At 43.5% G+C, this 18,885-nt stretch carries 21 protein-coding genes and 1 other RNA gene; 13 read left to right on the top strand and 9 right to left on the bottom strand.

From position 1 onward, the window contains the following. The coding region (locus FFR00_RS20425; RefSeq protein ID WP_137672878.1) for a valyl-tRNA synthetase at positions 1–86 on the bottom strand (86 nt) is incomplete at its 3' end. Between the two features lie 206 nt (positions 87–292). On the opposite strand from FFR00_RS20425, the gene FFR00_RS20420 reads away from it, so the two are divergent. After that, positions 293–544 (top strand): DUF2999 family protein, encoded by a 252-nt coding sequence (locus FFR00_RS20420; RefSeq protein WP_137675270.1) that lies wholly within the window; start codon positions 293–295, stop codon positions 542–544. Between the two features lie 160 nt (positions 545–704). Here FFR00_RS20420 and FFR00_RS20415 read toward each other — a convergent pair whose 3' ends face one another. The 3 genes from FFR00_RS20415 to smpB all read right to left on the bottom strand — a co-directional run bounded on the left by FFR00_RS20415 (position 705) and on the right by smpB (position 2,913). Then, on the bottom strand, positions 705–1,754 hold the full coding sequence (locus FFR00_RS20415) for a CNNM domain-containing protein (protein ID WP_137675269.1): 1,050 nt from the start codon (positions 1,752–1,754) through the stop codon (positions 705–707). A 217-nt stretch (positions 1,755–1,971) separates the two neighbouring features. After that, positions 1,972–2,338: a transfer-messenger RNA gene (gene ssrA / locus FFR00_RS20410) on the bottom strand. 89 nt (positions 2,339–2,427) lie between these two features. Continuing rightward, entirely contained in the window at positions 2,428–2,913 is a 486-nt protein-coding gene (gene smpB, locus FFR00_RS20405) for an SsrA-binding protein SmpB (RefSeq protein ID WP_137675268.1), read from the bottom strand. Positions 2,914–3,014: 101 nt separating this feature from the next. Between smpB and FFR00_RS20400 the strand changes: the two genes are divergently transcribed. Then, positions 3,015–3,443, top strand: coding sequence for an SRPBCC family protein (locus FFR00_RS20400; RefSeq protein WP_137675267.1), 429 nt, complete (start codon positions 3,015–3,017; stop codon positions 3,441–3,443). Positions 3,444–3,445: 2 nt separating this feature from the next. Then, positions 3,446–3,790, top strand: a complete 345-nt coding sequence (locus tag FFR00_RS20395) for an RnfH family protein (protein ID WP_137675266.1) — start codon at positions 3,446–3,448, stop codon at positions 3,788–3,790. Positions 3,791–3,842: 52 nt separating this feature from the next. On the opposite strand, the gene FFR00_RS20390 is transcribed toward FFR00_RS20395, so the two are convergent. Beyond that, entirely contained in the window at positions 3,843–4,202 is a 360-nt protein-coding gene (locus tag FFR00_RS20390) for an outer membrane protein assembly factor BamE (protein WP_137675265.1), read from the bottom strand. A 76-nt stretch (positions 4,203–4,278) separates the two neighbouring features. Beyond that, on the bottom strand, positions 4,279–5,946 hold the full coding sequence (gene recN / locus FFR00_RS20385; protein WP_137675264.1) for a DNA repair protein RecN: 1,668 nt from the start codon (positions 5,944–5,946) through the stop codon (positions 4,279–4,281). Between the two features lie 441 nt (positions 5,947–6,387). Here recN and FFR00_RS20380 point away from each other — a divergent pair, with 441 nt between their 5' ends. The 7 genes from FFR00_RS20380 to FFR00_RS20350 all read left to right on the top strand — a co-directional run bounded on the left by FFR00_RS20380 (position 6,388) and on the right by FFR00_RS20350 (position 13,878). Next, positions 6,388–7,458, top strand: coding sequence for an extracellular solute-binding protein (locus tag FFR00_RS20380; RefSeq protein WP_137675263.1), 1,071 nt, complete (start codon positions 6,388–6,390; stop codon positions 7,456–7,458). A gap of 59 nt (positions 7,459–7,517) precedes the next feature. Then, a complete protein-coding gene (locus tag FFR00_RS20375) occupies positions 7,518–8,633 on the top strand; it encodes an ABC transporter ATP-binding protein (protein ID WP_137675262.1) in 1,116 nt (371 codons plus the stop codon). Then, positions 8,623–9,480 carry an ABC transporter permease gene (locus FFR00_RS20370; protein ID WP_137675261.1) on the top strand — a complete coding sequence of 286 codons (858 nt, stop codon included), beginning with the start codon at positions 8,623–8,625 and terminating at the stop codon, positions 9,478–9,480. Before FFR00_RS20375 ends, FFR00_RS20370 begins: the two co-directional genes overlap by 11 nt. A gap of 12 nt (positions 9,481–9,492) precedes the next feature. Then, entirely contained in the window at positions 9,493–10,353 is an 861-nt protein-coding gene (locus FFR00_RS20365; protein ID WP_137675260.1) for an ABC transporter permease, read from the top strand. 158 nt (positions 10,354–10,511) lie between these two features. After that, positions 10,512–11,717: a multidrug effflux MFS transporter gene (locus FFR00_RS20360; RefSeq protein WP_137675259.1), complete on the top strand. Its 1,206-nt coding sequence runs from the start codon at positions 10,512–10,514 to the stop codon at positions 11,715–11,717. A gap of 287 nt (positions 11,718–12,004) precedes the next feature. Beyond that, positions 12,005–12,643: a 2OG-Fe dioxygenase family protein gene (locus FFR00_RS20355; protein ID WP_137675258.1), complete on the top strand. Its 639-nt coding sequence runs from the start codon at positions 12,005–12,007 to the stop codon at positions 12,641–12,643. After that, positions 12,643–13,878 (top strand): cysteine desulfurase-like protein, encoded by a 1,236-nt coding sequence (locus FFR00_RS20350; protein ID WP_137675257.1) that lies wholly within the window; start codon positions 12,643–12,645, stop codon positions 13,876–13,878. Before FFR00_RS20355 ends, FFR00_RS20350 begins: the two co-directional genes overlap by 1 nt. A gap of 14 nt (positions 13,879–13,892) precedes the next feature. On the opposite strand, the gene FFR00_RS20345 is transcribed toward FFR00_RS20350, so the two are convergent. Further along, on the bottom strand, positions 13,893–14,597 hold the full coding sequence (locus tag FFR00_RS20345) for a flagellar brake protein (protein WP_137675256.1): 705 nt from the start codon (positions 14,595–14,597) through the stop codon (positions 13,893–13,895). A 32-nt stretch (positions 14,598–14,629) separates the two neighbouring features. Beyond that, on the bottom strand, positions 14,630–15,511 hold the full coding sequence (gene nadK / locus FFR00_RS20340) for an NAD(+) kinase (RefSeq protein ID WP_137675271.1): 882 nt from the start codon (positions 15,509–15,511) through the stop codon (positions 14,630–14,632). A gap of 153 nt (positions 15,512–15,664) precedes the next feature. On the opposite strand from nadK, the gene grpE reads away from it, so the two are divergent. The 3 genes from grpE (at position 15,665) to can (ending at position 17,440) form a co-directional block, all read left to right on the top strand. Beyond that, on the top strand, positions 15,665–16,288 hold the full coding sequence (gene grpE / locus FFR00_RS20335) for a nucleotide exchange factor GrpE (RefSeq protein WP_137675255.1): 624 nt from the start codon (positions 15,665–15,667) through the stop codon (positions 16,286–16,288). Between the two features lie 204 nt (positions 16,289–16,492). Next, a complete protein-coding gene (locus FFR00_RS20330; RefSeq protein WP_137675254.1) occupies positions 16,493–16,744 on the top strand; it encodes a DUF1289 domain-containing protein in 252 nt (83 codons plus the stop codon). A gap of 93 nt (positions 16,745–16,837) precedes the next feature. Next, positions 16,838–17,440: a carbonate dehydratase gene (gene can, locus FFR00_RS20325; RefSeq protein ID WP_137675253.1), complete on the top strand. Its 603-nt coding sequence runs from the start codon at positions 16,838–16,840 to the stop codon at positions 17,438–17,440. A 67-nt stretch (positions 17,441–17,507) separates the two neighbouring features. Here can and FFR00_RS20320 read toward each other — a convergent pair whose 3' ends face one another. After that, positions 17,508–18,839, bottom strand: a complete 1,332-nt coding sequence (locus FFR00_RS20320) for a dicarboxylate/amino acid:cation symporter (RefSeq protein ID WP_137675252.1) — start codon at positions 18,837–18,839, stop codon at positions 17,508–17,510. Between the last annotated feature and the right edge of the window lie 46 nt (positions 18,840–18,885).

Here is an 18,885-nt window from a genome sequence, read left to right as displayed (position 1 = left end):
TCGATGCGCGCTACAACACCTAATTTAAAGGCTAAGGTGTAATCTCGTTGTGTGCGCTTACGGCTTGAGTTAATGGGTGTTGTCATAAAGACGTCCTCTTTATGTCAACCTATTTCCGGACGGGACAGCAGGTATAAAAAAAGCCAGCGAGTTGCTGGCTTTTTTACATGTGTTACGTGACTAGTTTATGCTTTAACAGCCCTCCTATGCACTTATTGCTGATAGCACTAGTCAATCCCCAATCTGAAACGCTAAACTGTCGGCCTATTTTATTTAGTTTAAAGGTAGTGTGATGAACCCGATTCTTGCGATGTTGAGAGAGAACATTATTAGCGACCAACAGATTAGTGAACTTTTTGAAGTGCTGACGCAAAACCCTCTTGCGGCTATGGCTACCATTAGCCAATTAGGTTTGCCTCAAGAACAACTTCAAATGTTAATGGGGCAAGTGATGCAAAATCCTGCTTTGATTAAAGAAGCCGTAGATGAGTTAGGTTTAGATTTTTCGAAAGTAGAGGCAGCCAAAGAGCAGCTTAAGAAATAACGCTAGCGATGAACTAGGTTAGCAGGCAATGCTAAGCACTAAAGTGTGACAGCACTTATTGTGATTTGCGTGCTAACAAACGGGTGAGTCTAAGGCCCAAATTCCCTTACAGGGTAATTAGACACTAGACTTAACCCGAATGATAACATTGGGCTAATAACTAACGACTATATCGTTGTTTTTTACTGCGCAATCGACGTATCCATTGAAAACGCGCCAAACGCTGCATATCTTCAATTGCATCGCTTTCATCAGTAATTTCTTGGCCTAACAAGGTTTCAATGATGTCTTCCATGGTGAGCAAGCCCTGAACCTCGCCGTATTCGTTAACTACTGCTGCAATTAAGTCTCGAGCTTGCAGCAGGCGTTGATAAGCATGGCGTATGCTTACGCTGGCGGGGAGCATGAGTAATTCTCTAGAAAACTCACCAACTTGCCGGCTACCTTCTTTATTAAGAGCTGCGCTCATAATGTCTTGTTTATGTACATAAGACACAATGTTATCGCGATCACCTTGATAAACTGGGATCCTAGAAAATGGCTTGGCGAGATGAGATTCAATAAACTCGTCTACGCTACTGCTATGTTCAATGCGATGGACCACCGCGCGTGGTGTCATCACTTCAGTTATTTTTAACTTCTCTAATTGCAACAAATTACGCAGTACTTGAGACTCGCCTTGTTCAATAACACCTTGCTGGTGGCCTAACTCGGCAAGTGCACTGATCTCTTCTCGTAGGCTAGAGAAGTCTTCTTCGTGTTTACCAATACGCGCGGTAATGCGATCACTTAACCACACAAAAGGGTAAAAAACCTTAATCATTATTGGCAATAACCAAGAGGCAAAAGGGGCGAGTTTTCGCCAGTAGGTGACTCCTAGGGTTTTTGGCACAATCTCTGATAGTACCAGCACTAGTATCGTCATAATGGCCGAAGAAACGGCAAGATACTGGGATCCGTAAAGAGACGCGACTTGAGCACCTACGCCAGCAGCACCTGCTGTATGGGCAATAGTATTGAGAGTGAGAATGGCCGCCAGTGGTTTGTCGATGCTGGCTTTTAATTTGGCTAAGCGTGCAGCAGCATTTGGGTTGTGTTGCTGCTGAAGGTGAATATAACTAGGGGAGACGCTGAGTAACACCGCCTCTAAAATTGAACATAGAAAAGAAACAAAAATAGCAAGACATAGAAAACTTACTAAAAGAAACACGTAATCCACCATTATATTAACCCAAAGACACTGTTGGGCGTTCAGTAAACCCAGCGCTATTGGTATGAGTGCTAAGTTAGCAGCAGTTTACCAATTAATATCAACAAAAGGGCAGTAGAATATTAAAACGACTTGAAGCCTTGGTTGTGTGGGCGGTTATCATCGATAAATGCTAGGCACAAAAAAAGACACCCTAAGGTGTCTTCGTTTGTAGAATTGGTGGAGCTGGCGGGTTTCGAACCCGCGTCCAAAACCATTCTAACCAATGGCGCTACATGCTTAGTTTGTCTTTAATCTCGTTAGACAGCTGCGAACAAACACGCCACTGAATAACACACCAGAATTCTATTTCGCGGTTCAGCTCTCTAGTCAAAGCATCCCTCGCTATCTTGTTTGGGTTTGAACTTCTATGATTCCCCGTCTTACAAGCGGAAGCTAGGGTAGAAGTGCTCTAACAGGTTATTAAGCTGCTAGTGCGTAGTTTTCGTCGTTTGCGACTATTTTTTTGCGGCTTTTTACGTGGCAAACCGCCCCACGACATGCTCCACAAGCCTTCCTGATCCTGTCGAATCCAATTCAGCCCCGGAATTTCTAGAACATTCTAACACAAGCCGTAGACATACTGATATACACGAGTGTTTAAACGCTGTTTATTTACTCAATCGCAGTTTGCTTACCTAAAGCTATGCTTCATCACACGGTCTTTAGTGCGTTGCCATTCACGATCTTTTTCGTCTTCTCGTTTGTCTTGGTCTTTTTTACCTTTGGCTAAGCCAATTTCTAGTTTGGCCCAAGAGCCTTTCCAGTAGAGGGCCGTAGCCACAATGGTATAACCTTGACGTTCTACTGCCCCAATTAATTTGTCGAGTTCACGACGATTAAGCAGCAGCTTACGAATTCGAGTTGGGTCAGCAACAACATGGGTCGACGCTGACAACAAAGGTTGAATATTTAGACCCGAGATAAAGGCTTCACCATCGCGAACATAAACATAACTTTCTGCGATGTTGACCTTACCGGTCCGCATGGATTTTACTTCCCAGCCTTGTAGTTCTATTCCCGATTCGAATTTGTCTTCGATACGGTACTCATGGCGCGCTTTTTTGTTTTGCGCGATGGTGTTAGAACCAACTTTTGATTTTGATTTATTCTTGCTCATGGCCGCTATTATACGCATGCTGCGGGGCTTTAAAACTGATAATGTGCGCAAAGGCCAAGCTAATGTTAAAATGCTGGCAGATTTGAAGAAAGAGTGGGTTCATGCCGCAAGTAAACCGTAGTGCGTTGGTTATGTTTAGTGCCAAGCAAATGTACCAGTTAGTTAACGATGTACATGCTTATCCAGAATTTTTACCTGGTTGTGTTAATAGCGAGATCTTACAGGAAGGGCCATCATCAATGGTGGCCGAGGTAGGTGTGGCAAAAGCTGGAATAAAAAACAAGTTTGTTACTGAGAACACTCTTACTGAAGACCAGTCTATTCATATGAATTTAGTTGACGGCCCATTTAAGTCACTCTCCGGTGTATGGCATTTTGTTGCGCTGGACGAACAAGCTTGTAAGGTGATGCTAGATCTAAATTTTGAATTTAGTAATCGGTTAATCGCTGCAGCTTTTGGCCGGGTATTTAATGAGTTAGCGGGCAACATGGTACAAGCCTTTGTTGAACGCGCAAAGCAGGTGTATTAGTAGTGGCTGAACAAATTAATATTGAAGTGGTATACGGCTTACCTGATCACCAAGTATTACTCGCGCTAAAAGTTGAACTGGGCTGTGACATTCTCAGTGGCATTCAGCAATCTGGTATTGTGCAGCATTTTCCCGAAATTGAACCAGAAAGCGCATCGGTGGGCATATTTAGCAGAGCCGCTAAGTTATCTCAAGCGTTGAGAGATGGTGATCGAATTGAAATTTACCGTCCACTGATTGCCGACCCCAAAGAGTTACGAAAAATTCGTGCTGAGCGAGCAAAGGCGGAAGGGCGAGCCAGTAAAGTCACGGGTGGTAGGCCAATAGCTAAAGTGAGCGAAAGCTAGAGACAAAAAAGCCAGATGTGATTATCTGGCTTTTTACTATTTATTGGAGTACTTACCCAGCGTCTAGTGGCTGCATAAATTCATCACTCACTTCGTAATCACCTTCCACAAAGGCTAAATGATCGTTCACAAACTGAATCACTAAGTTACGTTTCTCAAAATCGCCATTACCGCTTTGATAGCTATACAGGTAATACCAGCGTTCTTTGTCAAAAGCATCAATTAACATTGGGGTACCAAGAACAAAGCGTACTTGTTCTTTACTCATGTTAATTCGGAGCTGCTCAACTTTGGCATCATCAATGTAGTTGCCTTGGGGGATATCAATTTTATATACCATCCAGTCGAAGGCTGAACAGGCACTAAGGCCTAAGCTGGCCAGTAAAACGAAAATTTTTGCTGAAAAACGCATGGGAATGGAAGCTCCTTGTTAAGGCAAGCATCATAACTAAGCCCCGCCCTAAAAAGAAGTATCGATTACTAAGAAATTAGTCCTCAATCAACAATTCTTGTGCGTTTGCCAGTGCTGAAGGAGTAATTGCATCACCCGCTAGTAAGCGTGCCAGCTCTTCTAAGCGTTGTTTACCGTTGAGTGTTTGCATGTTGGTGATCGTTTCATTTTTCTTTTGCTGCTTACTAACCAACATTTGCTGGTGACCATGGCCTGCTACTTGCGGTAAGTGAGTGACACACATTACTTGGCATTGTTTACCCAGCTGGCGAAGCATGCCACCCACAACCGCTGCTGTTGGTCCGCTAATACCTACATCTACTTCATCAAAAATTAGAGTGGGGGTGAGAATGCTGGCAGAGCAAATAACTTGAATCGCTAAGCCTATACGTGATAACTCACCACCAGAGGCTACTTTTTCAATGGCTTGCATAGGTTGCCCTGGGTTAGTTCGTACTAGCAGTTCAACTCGGTCAATGCCGTTAGCGTTGGTAAATTGCTGTGCATCACTTTGCAGTGAAAACTCACACTGGGCTTTGGCCATGCTCAGTTTGTGGATCTCTTTGGTAATTTGCTTACTTAAACTATTGGCTGCTCGTTCTCGACTTTTCGACAACTTATTTGCTTTGTTTAAATAATGCTGCCAAGCACTTTCAATCTCATCTGCGAGATGTTCAAAACGTTCACTTTGTTGGCTTAGTTGAGTTAACTGCGCCAGTAAATCTTGATGCAAAGCTGGAAGCTGTTCTGGTGAAGTATGGTGCTTCCTTGCCAGCTCCAAGGCAAGGCTCATCCTTTCTTCTAGCTCTGCAAATAACTCAGGATCGTAGTCTAGTTGCTCACTATACTGTCCTAACTGCTGAGTTGCCTCTTCAACCTGAATTTGCGCGTCATGCAAGAGATTATTAATGGTTTCTAATTTGGGGTCTAGCTCAAGTAGTTGGCTGGTTGTTTTGCAAGCTTGGCTGAGCATATCCATAACATTTACTTGATCGTCATGACCAAGTAATTGCGTGAGTTGGTGGCTGCTTTGCTGTAATTCAGTACTGTGTGATAAGCACTGATGTTGTTGCTCGATATCCTGATACTCGCCTTCTTGAAGGGAGAAAGCATCCAGCTCTTTTACTTGGTAATCAAGCAACTGGCGCTGAGCAGCTAGCTCTTTTTGCTGTTGTTCGGCAAGTTCTAGCTCGTTACAGAGCGCTTTCCAGCCTTGGTAAGCTTGTTTTACGTCACCGATTAGCTGAGGATGGGCAGCATATTGGTCCACAATTGATAGCTGTTGGTTTGGCTTTAACAATAGCTGATGAGCATGTTGACCATGAATACTTACTAAGTATTGGCCAAGGCTTTTTAACTGAGCAAGCGGTACTGCTGTGCCATTAATGTAGGCCTTGGAACGACCTTCTTTTGTTACCACTCGGCGCAGTATGCATTCGTCATCACTCAGTAACTCATTTTGCTGCAACCACAATTGAGCCCGTTGGTTATTGCTTACGTCAAATTGTGCGCTAATTTCAGCCTTATCAGCTTCTTGTCGCACCATTGAGGCTTCTGCTCGATTACCCAAACATAAACCAAGGGCGTCAATGGCAATAGATTTACCCGCTCCGGTTTCACCCGTTATGGTGGTCATTCCTTGATTCAAATCGAGTTCAAGAAATCGAACAATGGCAAAATTTTGTACGCTTAATTGAGTGAGCATTTTAATACCTGTTTATTCATACAGTAACTGTGTAAATATATAGTGCAAGTTTTATTCAAGCAAGCGACATTTTTAAAGATTTTGCTAAATTATGAGAAAGCTATTGTTTTTTTTGCCTTAGTTTACTGAGCTAGTTCAGCATTTATTCAGCTACTAGATAGCTGCAGCTTTTTGTCTAGGTAAGGAACAAGAGGTAGAGCTTACTTAGTTGGTAAACTAGTTGAAGCCGCTGCTTATGCTGTCTATTTTGGCTGGTTTGTGCTTTTCATATACTTTCTAATAAAAAAATATTTCAACTCACTACACTCTCTCGGAATTAGCTACTACGCTTTTAGCTGTCACATTAGTGTCATTAAATTCGTGCATGTTTATCAAACAGTTGTTGTATCTGTGCCGCATAAGTCGGTAGACCAATTCACCTTGAACCACATGGAAGAGATTATGTTGAATAAACGTTTAACACTGAGTGCTTTGGTACTTAGTATGGGCGCAATGGTTAGTGCGCAAACGAGTGCTGAAACGCTTCGCTTATTAACGTGGGGTGGCTATGCGCCTCAGGAAGTGATTGATATGTTCGAAAAGGAAACGGGCATTGAAGTAAAAGTGACTAAATCAAATAACGAAGACATGATTTCAAAGCTTCGAGCCACTGGTGGTTCGGGGTTTGATTTAGCTCAACCTAGCCAAGATCGTATTACTGGCGTACAGCAACAGTTTGGCATCTATCAGCCGATTGATTTGAGCCGTATTGAGCATCAACAAATGATTACCTCTATGCTTGACGCTACCAAGAAAAATACTGCGGTAGGCGACCAGGTATTTGGAGTTCCTCATGTATGGGGTACCAGTGGTTTAGTGGTTAATGGTGAAATGGCCAAAGATGTGGCCGATTACACCGACCTTTGCCAAAAGCAATATGAAGGCAAGATTTCTTACCGCTTGAAGCGCCCAACCTTAATTGGTTTTGCTTTTGCATTGGGTGAAGACCCATTTGCTGCTTATGCTGACCCTGTTAAATACCAGCAAATACTTAATAAAGTTGAAACTGCTTTGGTTGACTGTAAGCCACTGGTAAAAACGTATTGGTCGGGTGGCGATGAATTAATGAACTTGATGCGTTCTAACGAAGTGGTAGCTGCTATGGCTTGGGATGCTGGCGGTTGGAAACTCAATCGTGAGCAGCAAAACATTCAGTTTGTAGCGCCTAAATCTGGTGCATTAGGTTGGATTGATACCTTTGCTATTCCTAAAAAGTCGAAAGCGATTGATGCAGCCTACAAGTGGATCAACTTTGTTATGCGCCCTGAAGTCGCCGCTAAAATTACTGAATCAGCAGGTAATTTTACTGCGTCTAAAGGCTCTGATGCTTACGTAAATGAGTTGGCTAAAGCCCAATTTAATACCAGCTTTAGCAGTGACGATATCGATAATATTAAGTGGTATCCAGCTGTTCCAGCCGGCCTAGAAGCCATGGAAGGCAAAGTACTCGACCGCGTTCAAGCGGCCAAATAGCTAAGATGGGGCCTTGTGCCCCAAATCTTGTTACCTCTTCGTAAAATCTTGGACCCTATATGGCGGCTAACGCTAACTTTGATCTTGAATGTGAACAACTCTCAAAGCACTTTGCAGACTTTACTGCGGTAGACCAACTTAACTTTTCGGTAGAAGCTGGCTCGTTTTTCTCTATTCTTGGCCCATCAGGCTGTGGCAAAACCACGTTGTTGCGCATGTTGGCTGGCTTTGAATCGCCCTCAGAGGGAGAAATTAGAATTCATCAAAAGCGAGTGAATGAATTAGCGCCGAATAAACGCCCGGTGAACATGGTGTTTCAGCACCTAGCCTTATTCCCTAATATGAATGTGGCTGAAAACATCGCTTATGGCTTAAAGCGCCGCGGTATAAAAGGATCAGAGCGTGCCAGTAAAATTAAAGATGTATTAGAGCGGGTAGGGTTAGATGGCAGCCAAACTAAGCAAATTGCTCAGCTTTCTGGTGGGCAAAAACAACGAATTGCGATTGCCCGCAGTTTAGTATTAGAACCCAGATTATTGTTGTTAGATGAACCATTGGGCGCATTAGACTTAAAGCTTCGCGAGAAAATGAAAGTGGAGCTAAAACACCTGCAACGGGAATTCGGCACCACATTTATTTACATCACTCACGATCAATCTGAAGCCTTGGTAATGTCAGATAAAGTGGCGGTGATGAATAATGGTCGCTTTGAACAACTTGCCAGCCCCCAGCAACTTTACTACCAGCCAAGTAGTGCTTTTGTGGCTAAGTTTGTTGGCCAAACAAATGCTTTATCGGCAGTGGTATGCGAACAACGCCAAGATGTAGCCTTAGTAAAAACGGCCCATGGTAGGCATTTGATTGTGGCAACAAGTATTAATCAGTCGGCCAAGTCTACAGTAGATGTATTTGTTCGACCGGAGGCTATTGGTATTGCCGAGGCTGGCCAAGAGCTAAAAGCCGACAACCAATTTGACGTAAAAGTAGAGGAGTGTTTGTTTGACGGCGCAAGCTCTACCTTAGTCGTTCGTGATATTCACCATAATGACCTATACCGAGTAGCCCCGGGAGCGAGCTTCTCGCTACACAATGTTGTGGTAGGAAGCACCTTAAGGATTTTTTGGGACGCTAAGCAAGCTATGTGCATACACAGCGAGGTAAGTAGTGAAAGCTAAAGGCTTAGGTTTCTATCTGTTATTGCTACCATTTGTTTTGTGGTTTGTACTGCTGATTGTATTACCTCATTTGCAAATGTTTGAGTTGTCGCTGATTAAGCGTGATTACGCCGCTGGCGACAGTATTGGAATGTATCAATATCAGCAGTTTTTTGAAGAACCGTTGTACTGGCGAACCTTGGTGCGAACGGTGTGGATGTCGTTATTGGCGACCTTTATTACCCTGTTGGTGAGTTTTCCAGTCGCATTTTTTATTGCCAAAGTCGCTAAAGGTAAAAGTAAACGCTTGCTACTGCTCAGTTGTTTATTACCATTTTGGGTCAGTGAGTTAGTACGTACTTACGGTTGGATGATATTGCTACGCGAATCGGGAGTGATTAGCCAAGGCTTATTAGCCTTAGGCCTTACCGACCAGCCGATAGAGTTTTTGTATAACGATGTCAGTATGCTAATTGGACTGGTGTATACCTCAATGCTGTTTATGGTTGTACCTCTGGTGAGCACATTAGAAGGGCTTGACCAAAGCTTAATTGAGGCGGGTTACGATCTTGGTGGCAATGGTTGGAATGTGACTCATTCTATTATTGTGCCTTATGCCATGCCAGGCATTGTTTCCGGTTGCATCATGGTATTTATGCTGTGCTTGGGCAACTACCTTACGCCGCGATTGTTAGGCGGTAAAGACAGCTTATGGTTTACCGAACAAATCTTTACCCAGTTTATTACCCGTTTCAATTGGGAGCTTGGTGCAGCGTTTGGGGGGGTGTTACTGGTGGTGTCTTCACTGGTCGTGTCATTAGGCTTAAAACTCAGCGGTCAGTCTTTTAGCCGCACGCTTGGTCGTTAACGGAGCCGAAGAATGTTGCATCAACTACGTGGGCCGGCTAAATCACTGTATCAATTTTATATGGTGGGCTTTTTAGTCTTTTTAGCACTGCCGCTAAGTATTGTTGCGGTGTTTGCCTTTAACGATAGCTTATTTGCGGCCTTGCCTTGGCAGGGGTTCACTTTGGATTGGTTTGTTGGTCAAACCGAGCCAAAGCTAGGTATTTTTTATGATGAAGGGCTGCTTTCGAGTATTGGAGTGAGCGCCTCAATTGCTTGCTTGGTAACACTACTTTCTTTGGTATTAGCAACTGCCAACGCATGGCTGTTTATTCGTTTTGATTTCCCGGGGAAAAACTGGTTATACATTGGTTTGCTATTACCTTTAGTCATCCCCGGCGTCATTTTGGGTGTGGCAATTTTGGTCGCAAGCAGCAGCTTAGCTAATAGTGTTGAGGATGTGTGGGGCTGGGAGTTGGAGTGGTTACGTCCTGGCTTTATTTTGGTGGTTATTGGTCAAGTTGCATTTATTACAACGATATCTACCTTGGTGGTATTAGCTCGCTTAAGAAAGTTTGATTTTAGTTTAGAAGAAGCCGCGCTAAATTTAGGTGCCGGGCCATGGGTGGCCTTTGTTACTGTAGTGTTGCCTTTTCTCATGCCAGCTTTGATTGGCGCAGCAGTAGTGAGTTTTCTAATGTCTTTTGAGAACTTCAATACCACCTTAATGTTAGTGGGTTCTGATGCCCCCTTAACCATTGCCATGTACGACCGCTTACGTGAAGGCTCCACGCCAGTGCTAAATGCTGTTTCATTATTATTGATGCTTGGTTCTGCAGTGATTGCTCTCACCTCCATGTTATTTAGTGGTGATAAAGATGTTTCCAGTAAATAGTATCTTCTAAGTACAAGCGTTTACTTAGTGTTAACCGCTATCTAAGTTACTGTTATTAGGTGCTATGTAGGATACATGGGCAGAACTTAGTTACTTATCGCTATTGCTGGGAGCGCGTGTTATAAGGCTTTGTTGTCTGTAGAATTAAGGAGTAACAGGTGAACAAAGTGAACACGGAAACTAAAGCTTTTATTTTGCTGTTGGCTGGCATGATGTCTTTAGTTGCTCTCTCAGTAGATGCTATGTTGCCAGCACTAGTTACCATTGCTAACGACTTCGACCTAGCGCAAACCGCGCAAGCTCAATGGACAATCACCTCTTTGTTTATCGGCCTATCTATTGGCCAGCTTATTTATGGCCCGTGGTCAGACGCTGTAGGGCGTAAACCTCCTATCTACTGGGGCTATTCGCTGTTTATAGTTGGCACCTTAATATGCGTGTTTTCTGAATCATTTAGTTGGTTAATTGCTGGCCGTGTTTTACAAGGAATGGGAGCAGCTGCACCACGAATCATTACCATGGCGTTAGTACGCGACAAGCTAAAGGGTGCAGAAATGGCGCGCATTATGTCGGTGGTTTTTTCGGTGTTTATTGTGGTGCCGATTTTAGCGCCAGCCATTGGTCAGTTGATTATTAGTGTTGCTCACTGGCGGTGGATCTTTGGCATGTTGCTGATTATGGCGGTATCAACTGGGTTTTGGTTTTGGCGTTACCAAGAAGAAACCTTACAAGAAGAACAGCGTCGCCCACTAACAGTGAAAAGCTTTATTGAAGGCTTAAGGTTTTTATTGGCAGAAAAAGCAGCACTGGTTTATACGGTTATTTCCGGGCTAGTGTTTGGCAGTTTTCTGGGCTATTTGAACAGTGCGCCTTTGGTGTTTATTCAGCTTTATGACCAACCAGATAACTTTGCATTATTGTTTGCCGCTGCAGCCTGTGCAGTGGGTGTAGCGTCCTTAGTGAATGGACGAATGGTGTTAAAAATGGGAATGCGTAAAATGATTATTTACGCTCTGCTGGGGCTCGTTGTTTTAACTAGCTTGTTTTGTGTGGTATTGCTCGCTAGTAATGGTGTGCCTCATCTATTGATGTTGATGTTGTATTTGGTACCAGCGTTTTTCTGTATCGGTATTTTATTTGGCAACCTCAACTCACTCGCTATGGAGCCTCTTGGTGCTATTGCTGGTATGGGCTCAGCTTTTGTCGCCTGCCTTTCTACCTTAATCGCCATTCCGATTGGGAGCCTAATTGGCTTAAGCTTTAACGATACTTGTTATCCCATTGTGTTGGGCTTTATGTTTGTTGGCTTAGGTAGTTTAACGCTGATTAAAGTATTCGATCCTTTAGTGCAGACCAAGGCTTAGGTGCTAGCACTTCACTGAGTGAGATAAGTACCGACATTTTTGCTTACAGTATAAAATATCGAAATTAATTTTTATTAAATCAACAGCTTATAGATAAGTTGGTTGAGCTTACTTAAAATGGTCTTTAGCTTGTTAATTTTTGGTACTAACGATCTGCTTTGATTATATAAATTGGTATTTAACTCTTAATTTTTAGTTAGAGTTGAATCATCCGGCTGTTTTTCTTGGTTTTTATAGTGCTTCAGTATTAAGGTTGTTGTTATCACTTTGTTAACTAGGCCTTAGTTATGAATACCCACGCCGATTGTTTACTACAACTTAATCACCTGAGCGGTTCTGCCGTGCATGATTTGTCCTCTTCTTTTGATAACTTACCGCATACTCAACATGCCGATGGTCAGTATCGCCTGCGTCGTTACTCCGTGGTTAGGCTTACCAAAGAAGGCGTGCAGCGTTTAGCGGGAAGGGCCTTTGTACAAAGTGAGCAAGTGAACCACTTTCAAGGGGATGTTGTTCGCCAATTTGAAGATATTGAAGATGCGATTATTGCGTCAAAAGGCATGCATGAAATGTGTTCCTTATTCCTTGAGGCTAACTCCTTAGATGAACAACAAGATATCGAGATCCACCAAATTCGTATAGCTGCTCAGCAGAATGACACTCCCGTTGCGCCTGAAGGTGTCCATCAAGATGGTTTTAATCACATTGCGGTGGTGGGGATCCGCCGGCACAACATTGATGGCGGTGACTTTATGGTGTTTAAAGATAAACATCAGGCACCGATTATGACGTTAGCCTTAGACAGTGGTGAAGTAGCTTTGTTAGATGACAGTAAACTTTGGCATTACGCGCGGCCTATTCGCGCCCATCGCCCCAGTGAGCCCGGCTTTATGGATGTATTTGTATTAACCGCGAAGGATCAGTAATGAGTTTTTCTGTTGAACAAGCGCGCCTGCTTTTCCCTGCTCTAGCGGCTAATGGGGCAGGGCACACACCGGTATTTCTAGACGGCCCTGGTGGCTCACAAGTTCCCAGCTCAGTGATTCAAGCTATGTCTGACTATTTACTGGGTGGCAACTCCAATTTAGGCGGCGCTTTTAGTGTTAGTAAACGCACAGAGCAAGTTTTGCAAACAGGCAGAGAATCAGCGCAAGCCTTGTTAAATGCTCCTAGTGCAAACAATATTATATTTGACGCCAATATGACTTCACTGACTTTCAAACTGAGTCGTGCTATTAGCCGCGATTGGAAAAGTGATGACGAAGTGATTGTTAGCCGTCTCGATCATTATTCAAATGTATCTAGTTGGCAACACGCAGCCGCAGATAAAGGCGCTCGGGTTCATAGTGTGAATATTGATCCGCAAAACTGTAACCTTGACTACCAGCATTTTGAATCATTGATTAACCAAAATACTCGACTCGTTGCCATCACTTACGCTTCAAATACCAGTGGCAGCATCGTTGATTTACAGCGGGTTATAGCAAAGGCCAAATCTGTAGGCGCAATGGTGTATGTTGATGCTGTGCATTATGTGCCCCATGGCTTAGTAGATGTGCAAGCGCTTGGTTGCGATTTTCTAGTGTGTTCGGCTTACAAGTTTTTTGGCCCGCACCTAGGCATCGCTTATGTAGCTGATCCTTGGTTAGAGCATCTAGCGCCTTATAAAGTCGAGCCTGCCACCAATATTGGCCCTGGGCGTTTTGAAACTGGTACTCAAAGTTTTGAAGCTATTGCCGGAATGACTGCAGCCGTTGAGTACTTAGCCCACTGGAATAGCGATACTGGCGATTTACGCAGTGCCTTGGTGAAAAGCTATCAGCAATTTAATGCTCATGAGCAAGCACTTAGTCACCACTTTTTAGAGCGTTTATCAAAACACCCGCATGCGCAGCTTTATGGGGAAAGCAGTAATCAGCGTTTAGCTAATCGTACCGCTACGTTTTCGTTGCGTTGGCCAAATCATGCTCCAGAGCAAATTGCGGGCATGCTAGCCGATCATAATATCGCGACTTGGCATGGTCACTTTTATGCCCAAGGTATGATGCAGCAGCTAGATATATTGAATAAGGGCGGGGTATTGCGTATTGGTTTTATGCATTACAACACCCATCAAGAAATTGACCAATTGTGGGATTTACTAGATCAATATTGTTTGTAGCTAGATGCTACTTTTTAGACGTCGAGAGCGAGATGAGCCAGCAGTTGGTCTAGCTCACTTTGGCCATCAAACTTAATACCAATCGCTAGCTGATCGTGGCCATCTTTGCTTTGGCTTTTTACTGTGCCTTCTATAATGGTGTCGCTTTCTGGTTTACCAGCAACCCGAATATGTACAAATACATCGTTAAGTAAAAATTTACCGTAACTCTCGGGCCAGGCTAATTTAAAGCGACAACCGCCGGCTGATAAATCAAGAATGACCCCGTCGAAGCTTAAGTCATTCTCTATTTGTTGGTCGCTAACCGATGAACGGTGAGTCACTGTTGCAGGAATACGGGTGGTTGCTCGCTGTTGTTTACGTAAGCTAAACCGTTCTATTTCAGTAGGGTATTTTACAAACAGTAAGTGTTTAGGGCTTTTGAATATGTCGGTGATGATGCTACGAAAGGCGATGCATTGACCGGCTTCACCTTCAATAATTGAGCGTACAATACAGGCCATACCTTCAATTAATACATCGTGATGACCTTGCTGAGCAGATTTAGGCACTGCAAAAATAAGGAAGTTTGCGTCATCTACACCAATTAGTTTGCACTTAATCCGTACATTACCTTCTTTGATAAATTGTACGTCTAGTACATCGCCAAAGCGCATTTGGCGCATAATATCTACCACTTCTTTACGCTGTTTTACGAGTGGGCTTGGCGTTGTTGTCAATGTAGGCGTCCTTGTTATTGTTTGCTCGAGACTTAAAACAAACGGCTTCCCCAGCCTAACTTTGTTCGTAAAATCTTAAAATAATCATAGCTCTTTGGATGAACTAAGCGCAATGGATGTTGTTGCTTACGAATAATCACTTCGTCACCTGGCAATACGGGCAGTGATACATGGCTGTCGCAACTAATGTGCATGTGGTCGCTGTTTTCATGAGATAGCTTAAGCTTAATCTCACTTTGGCTATCAACCACTATCGGACGAGAGCTCAAGGTATGTGGAAACATTGGGACTAAAGCTATCGCATCTAAATTTGGGGTTAAAATAGGGCCGCCAGCAGATAAAGAATAGGCGGTAGAGCCTGTGGGAGTGGTAACAATCAGGCCATCGGCGCGTTGGCTTAGCATGAAGTGATCATCTATATACACTTCAAACTCAAGCATGGTAGCGACTTTATCGAGGTGAAGTACAACTTCATTCACCGCGCTGTTATGGCTTTTTACCGCGTTATGACGCATCACCTTGGCTTCTAGTAGGCCGCGTTTCTCAGTCACGTAGTGGCCTTGTAACACTTCTTTTAGTGGGTGCTCAAAGTTAAACGGGTCTAAGTCGGTCAAAAAACCTAAATTACCACGGTTGACTCCCAGCACCGCAATGTCGTAACGCGACAATACTCGCGCTGCGCCCAACATATTGCCATCACCACCCACAACAATAGCTAAATCAGCCTGCTCACCTAAATCGTTAATGCTCACCAAATTGAGATTATCAATCTGCAGTTGTTGGCCAGTAAGTTCTTCTACCAATACGGTATAAGATTGATCTGCCAGCCAATGAAATAGGGCAGTAAGTGTGTTGTTGGCACCTTCATGATGAGGTTTGCCAATTAAACCAATGGTAGAGAAAACTTGAGTCATAATGTGTTGATTTAACATTGTGTTACCGATGATTATAACGTGTGCTTTTGGTACTCAGCCAGTTTTATCGTGAGTATCACTTGAAAGCGGCTGTTTGATCCCCATAATATGCAACAGATTAGAGTTATTTGTGAAGAATTACGGAGACCCTGCATGAGCAGTGAGCAAAATAAAGCGCAGCCTGAAGAAGTTGTAGTAGAAAATGAAGTAGAACAGCAAGTTGACGCGATTGAAGCTGAGTTAGAGGCGGCCGCTGAGCAAGCTGAACCTGCAGCTGAAGAAATTAGCGTGGCGGAGCTATTAGAGCGCCTATCCACTGCAGAGCAAACAGTTGCCGACCAAAAAGACGGTGTGGTACGCGCTAAAGCTGAAGTGGAAAATATTCGTCGTCGTTCAGCACAAGAAGTAGAGAAAGCACGCAAGTTCGCTTTAGAGAAGTTTGCAAGCGAGTTGCTACCGGTTATCGACAACATGGAAATGGCCCTGCAACATGCCAACCGTGAAGACGAAGCGCTAGCATCAATGATTGAAGGTGTTGAGTTAACCCTTAAAACACTGATCGATGCAGTGAAAAAATTCGGCATCGAGGTTGTTGCACCACAAGACCAAGCCTTTGATCCAGAAAAGCATCAAGCGATGGGCATGCAAGAAGTAGAAGGCGTTGCACCAAATACTGTAGTTGCAGTGTTACAAAAAGGCTACGAATTAAATGGTCGCTTATTGCGTCCAGCAATGGTGATGATTTCTAAAGCGGCATCAGTAGATACCAGCGCTTAGTTAGAACATTATTCCTAAAGGGCCAATTGGCCCTTTTTTTATGCCTCAAATTTGGTTTGCAATGTACAGCTTGCCAGACAGGCTTAAGGCGCAGAATTGTTGCTGTTTTGTTTGAAATCTTTGACCTAGTTAGTTTGCTTATGCCATTGTTAAGTTATGAATAAAAATTATTCGTATTGACCAAAGGGTGAGCAAAGCGAGCAAATGGAACAGTTAGAGATTTTCGACATTCCCAACCCCTGTCGCGGAATTTGCCAAACCAATAGCCGCGGTTTGTGCATGGGATGTTTTCGAAATCGCGACGAACGCTTTGCTTGGCAAACGCTTCAGCCTGCCGAACAACAAAACATATTACGCTTAACGAAACAGCGTCGAATGCGTTTTATTAGGTTACAACGTAAGAAACTGGCCGAGCAACAACAGCAAACTCCCCCGCAAACCGAACTGCCTTTTTAGTAAGTTATTACTGCGTTAAACAGTGGCAGATGCCTTTCACATCGGGCAATATATGCATCCAGAGATATGGATGTGTTGTTATTTAGAGGTCCTATGAGTGATTTAAATCAGCTAATCAGCAATAACCGTAGCTGGGCGAAAAATATAAAAGAGCAAAACCCTACCTTTTTCTGTGATTTGTCTGAACAGCAAAATCCTGAATTCTTGTGGATTGGCTGCAGCGATAGCCGAGTACCAGCTAACCAGATCGCTGGCCTACCACCCGGTGAAGTATTTGTTCATCGTAATATTGCCAATGTTGTTGTACATACCGATTTAAACTGTTTGTCGGTCATTCAATACGCGGTAGACGTACTTAAAGTTAAGCACATTATTGTTACCGGCCATTACGGTTGTGGGGGCGTGTTAGCGTCTATGGAAGATAAACAGTTTGGCCTTATTGATAACTGGTTACGCCATCTTAAAGATGTTTATCGCTATCACGAGCAAGAACTGGAGGCCATAGCAGACAAACAGCAGCGTGCTGATCGTTTGTGTGAGCTTAATGTGATGGAGCAGGTTAAAAACGTATCGCAAACCTCTATCGTGCAAAATGCGTGGCGTAATGGCCAAGAGCTATCGGTACATGGTTGCATCTACTCGATTCAAAACGGCATTCTTAACACTCTGGACATTTCACGAACCGGACTAGAATAAATGCTGTAATGACATATTGAAGACATAAAAAACGCGGCCAATGCCGCGTTTTTTATTGCGAGTTAACTTAAGCTTTTTCGGCCTTAGTTAACGGCGTTTCTACTTCGAACGGTAAGTGAACTTCTTCTTCCGACAAACCTGCTTTAGGGTTGTTGTAAGTCTCTAAGTTCAAATCGCCTTCAGATTTAGCCACAGCCACTGTCACCATACTGTCGCCAGTAATGTTTACTGCAGTACGCACCATATCTAATAAACGATCCACACCAATGATTAAGGCAATACCTTCAACTGGCAGGCCTACTTGCTGCAATACCATGGCGAGGGTAATTAAACCTACGCCAGGTACACCGGCTGTGCCTACAGAGGCTAAGGTGGCAGTTACAATCACCATTAAGAAGTTTCCGGCAGTTAAATCGATGCCGTAAACCGTTGCAATGAAGATAGTCGCCACACCTTGCATAATAGAGGTGCCGTCCATATTAATGGTAGCGCCTAATGGCACGGTGAAAGAAGCGGTAGAGTTACGTACACCTAATTTATGGGTCGCTGTTTCCATGGTCACAGGAATAGTGGCATTTGAAGAGGCTGTACTAAATGCAAAAACAATGGCTTCACGCATTTTCTTGATGAACAAGATAGGGTTTAAACCAGTTAATGCTTTTAACAAGGTTGGATAAACCACTAGGGCATGTAGCAACAGTACCACTAACACCACCATAAAGTAGCTCAGCAAGCTCGCAATCGCGTCAAAGCCAATCTCAAAGAACAGTTTTGCCAAAAGCGCAAATACGCCGTAAGGGGCAAGGTTCATTAAAATGGTCACTAACTTCATGATGACGACATTAAAGTCTTCAAAGTGTTTACCAATGCGTTTTCCTGGCTCACCAGAAATAGCGATGGCGATACCAAATAGCAATGCAAATACAATAATTTGTAGCATGTTGCCCTGCGCCATTGAGGCAATAGGGTTATCTGGGAACATGTCGATAATTACTTGGCTAATGCTTGGTGCTTCTTTAGCAACAAAAGCCGCTTCTGTGGTTAACTCAATGCCTGTTCCTGGGCGAACCAGCAGCGCAACTGCCATAGCTAAAGAAATTGCAATGGCAGTCGTCGCCAAATACAACAATACGGTTTTACCACCAAGGCGGCCTAAGCGAGCAGTATCTTTCATCGACGATACGCCGCACACTAAAGATACAAATACCAGTGGAACCACTAGCATTTTTAAGCTGGCTACAAAGATAGAGCCTGTGATGTTTAGGATGCCATCAACGATGTAATCTTTGACTAAGATAGACTCAGCAAAAAAGGTTTGTAAGAAAACCCCTAAGCCAATACCGGCAACCATGCCGATAAGTATTTTGTGAGTAAGACTCAGTTTTGAATCGTTTTTCATTTCCCTTCTCTCTATTTTTTACACAGAGTATTCATCTGCATATAAC

The sequence above is a fragment of the Agarivorans sp. Toyoura001 genome (assembly GCF_005405585.1).
Lineage (GTDB): Bacteria > Pseudomonadota > Gammaproteobacteria > Enterobacterales > Celerinatantimonadaceae > Agarivorans.
Note: the sequence above shows the minus strand (reverse complement) of the source record. Positions and strands in the feature narration are given on the sequence as shown.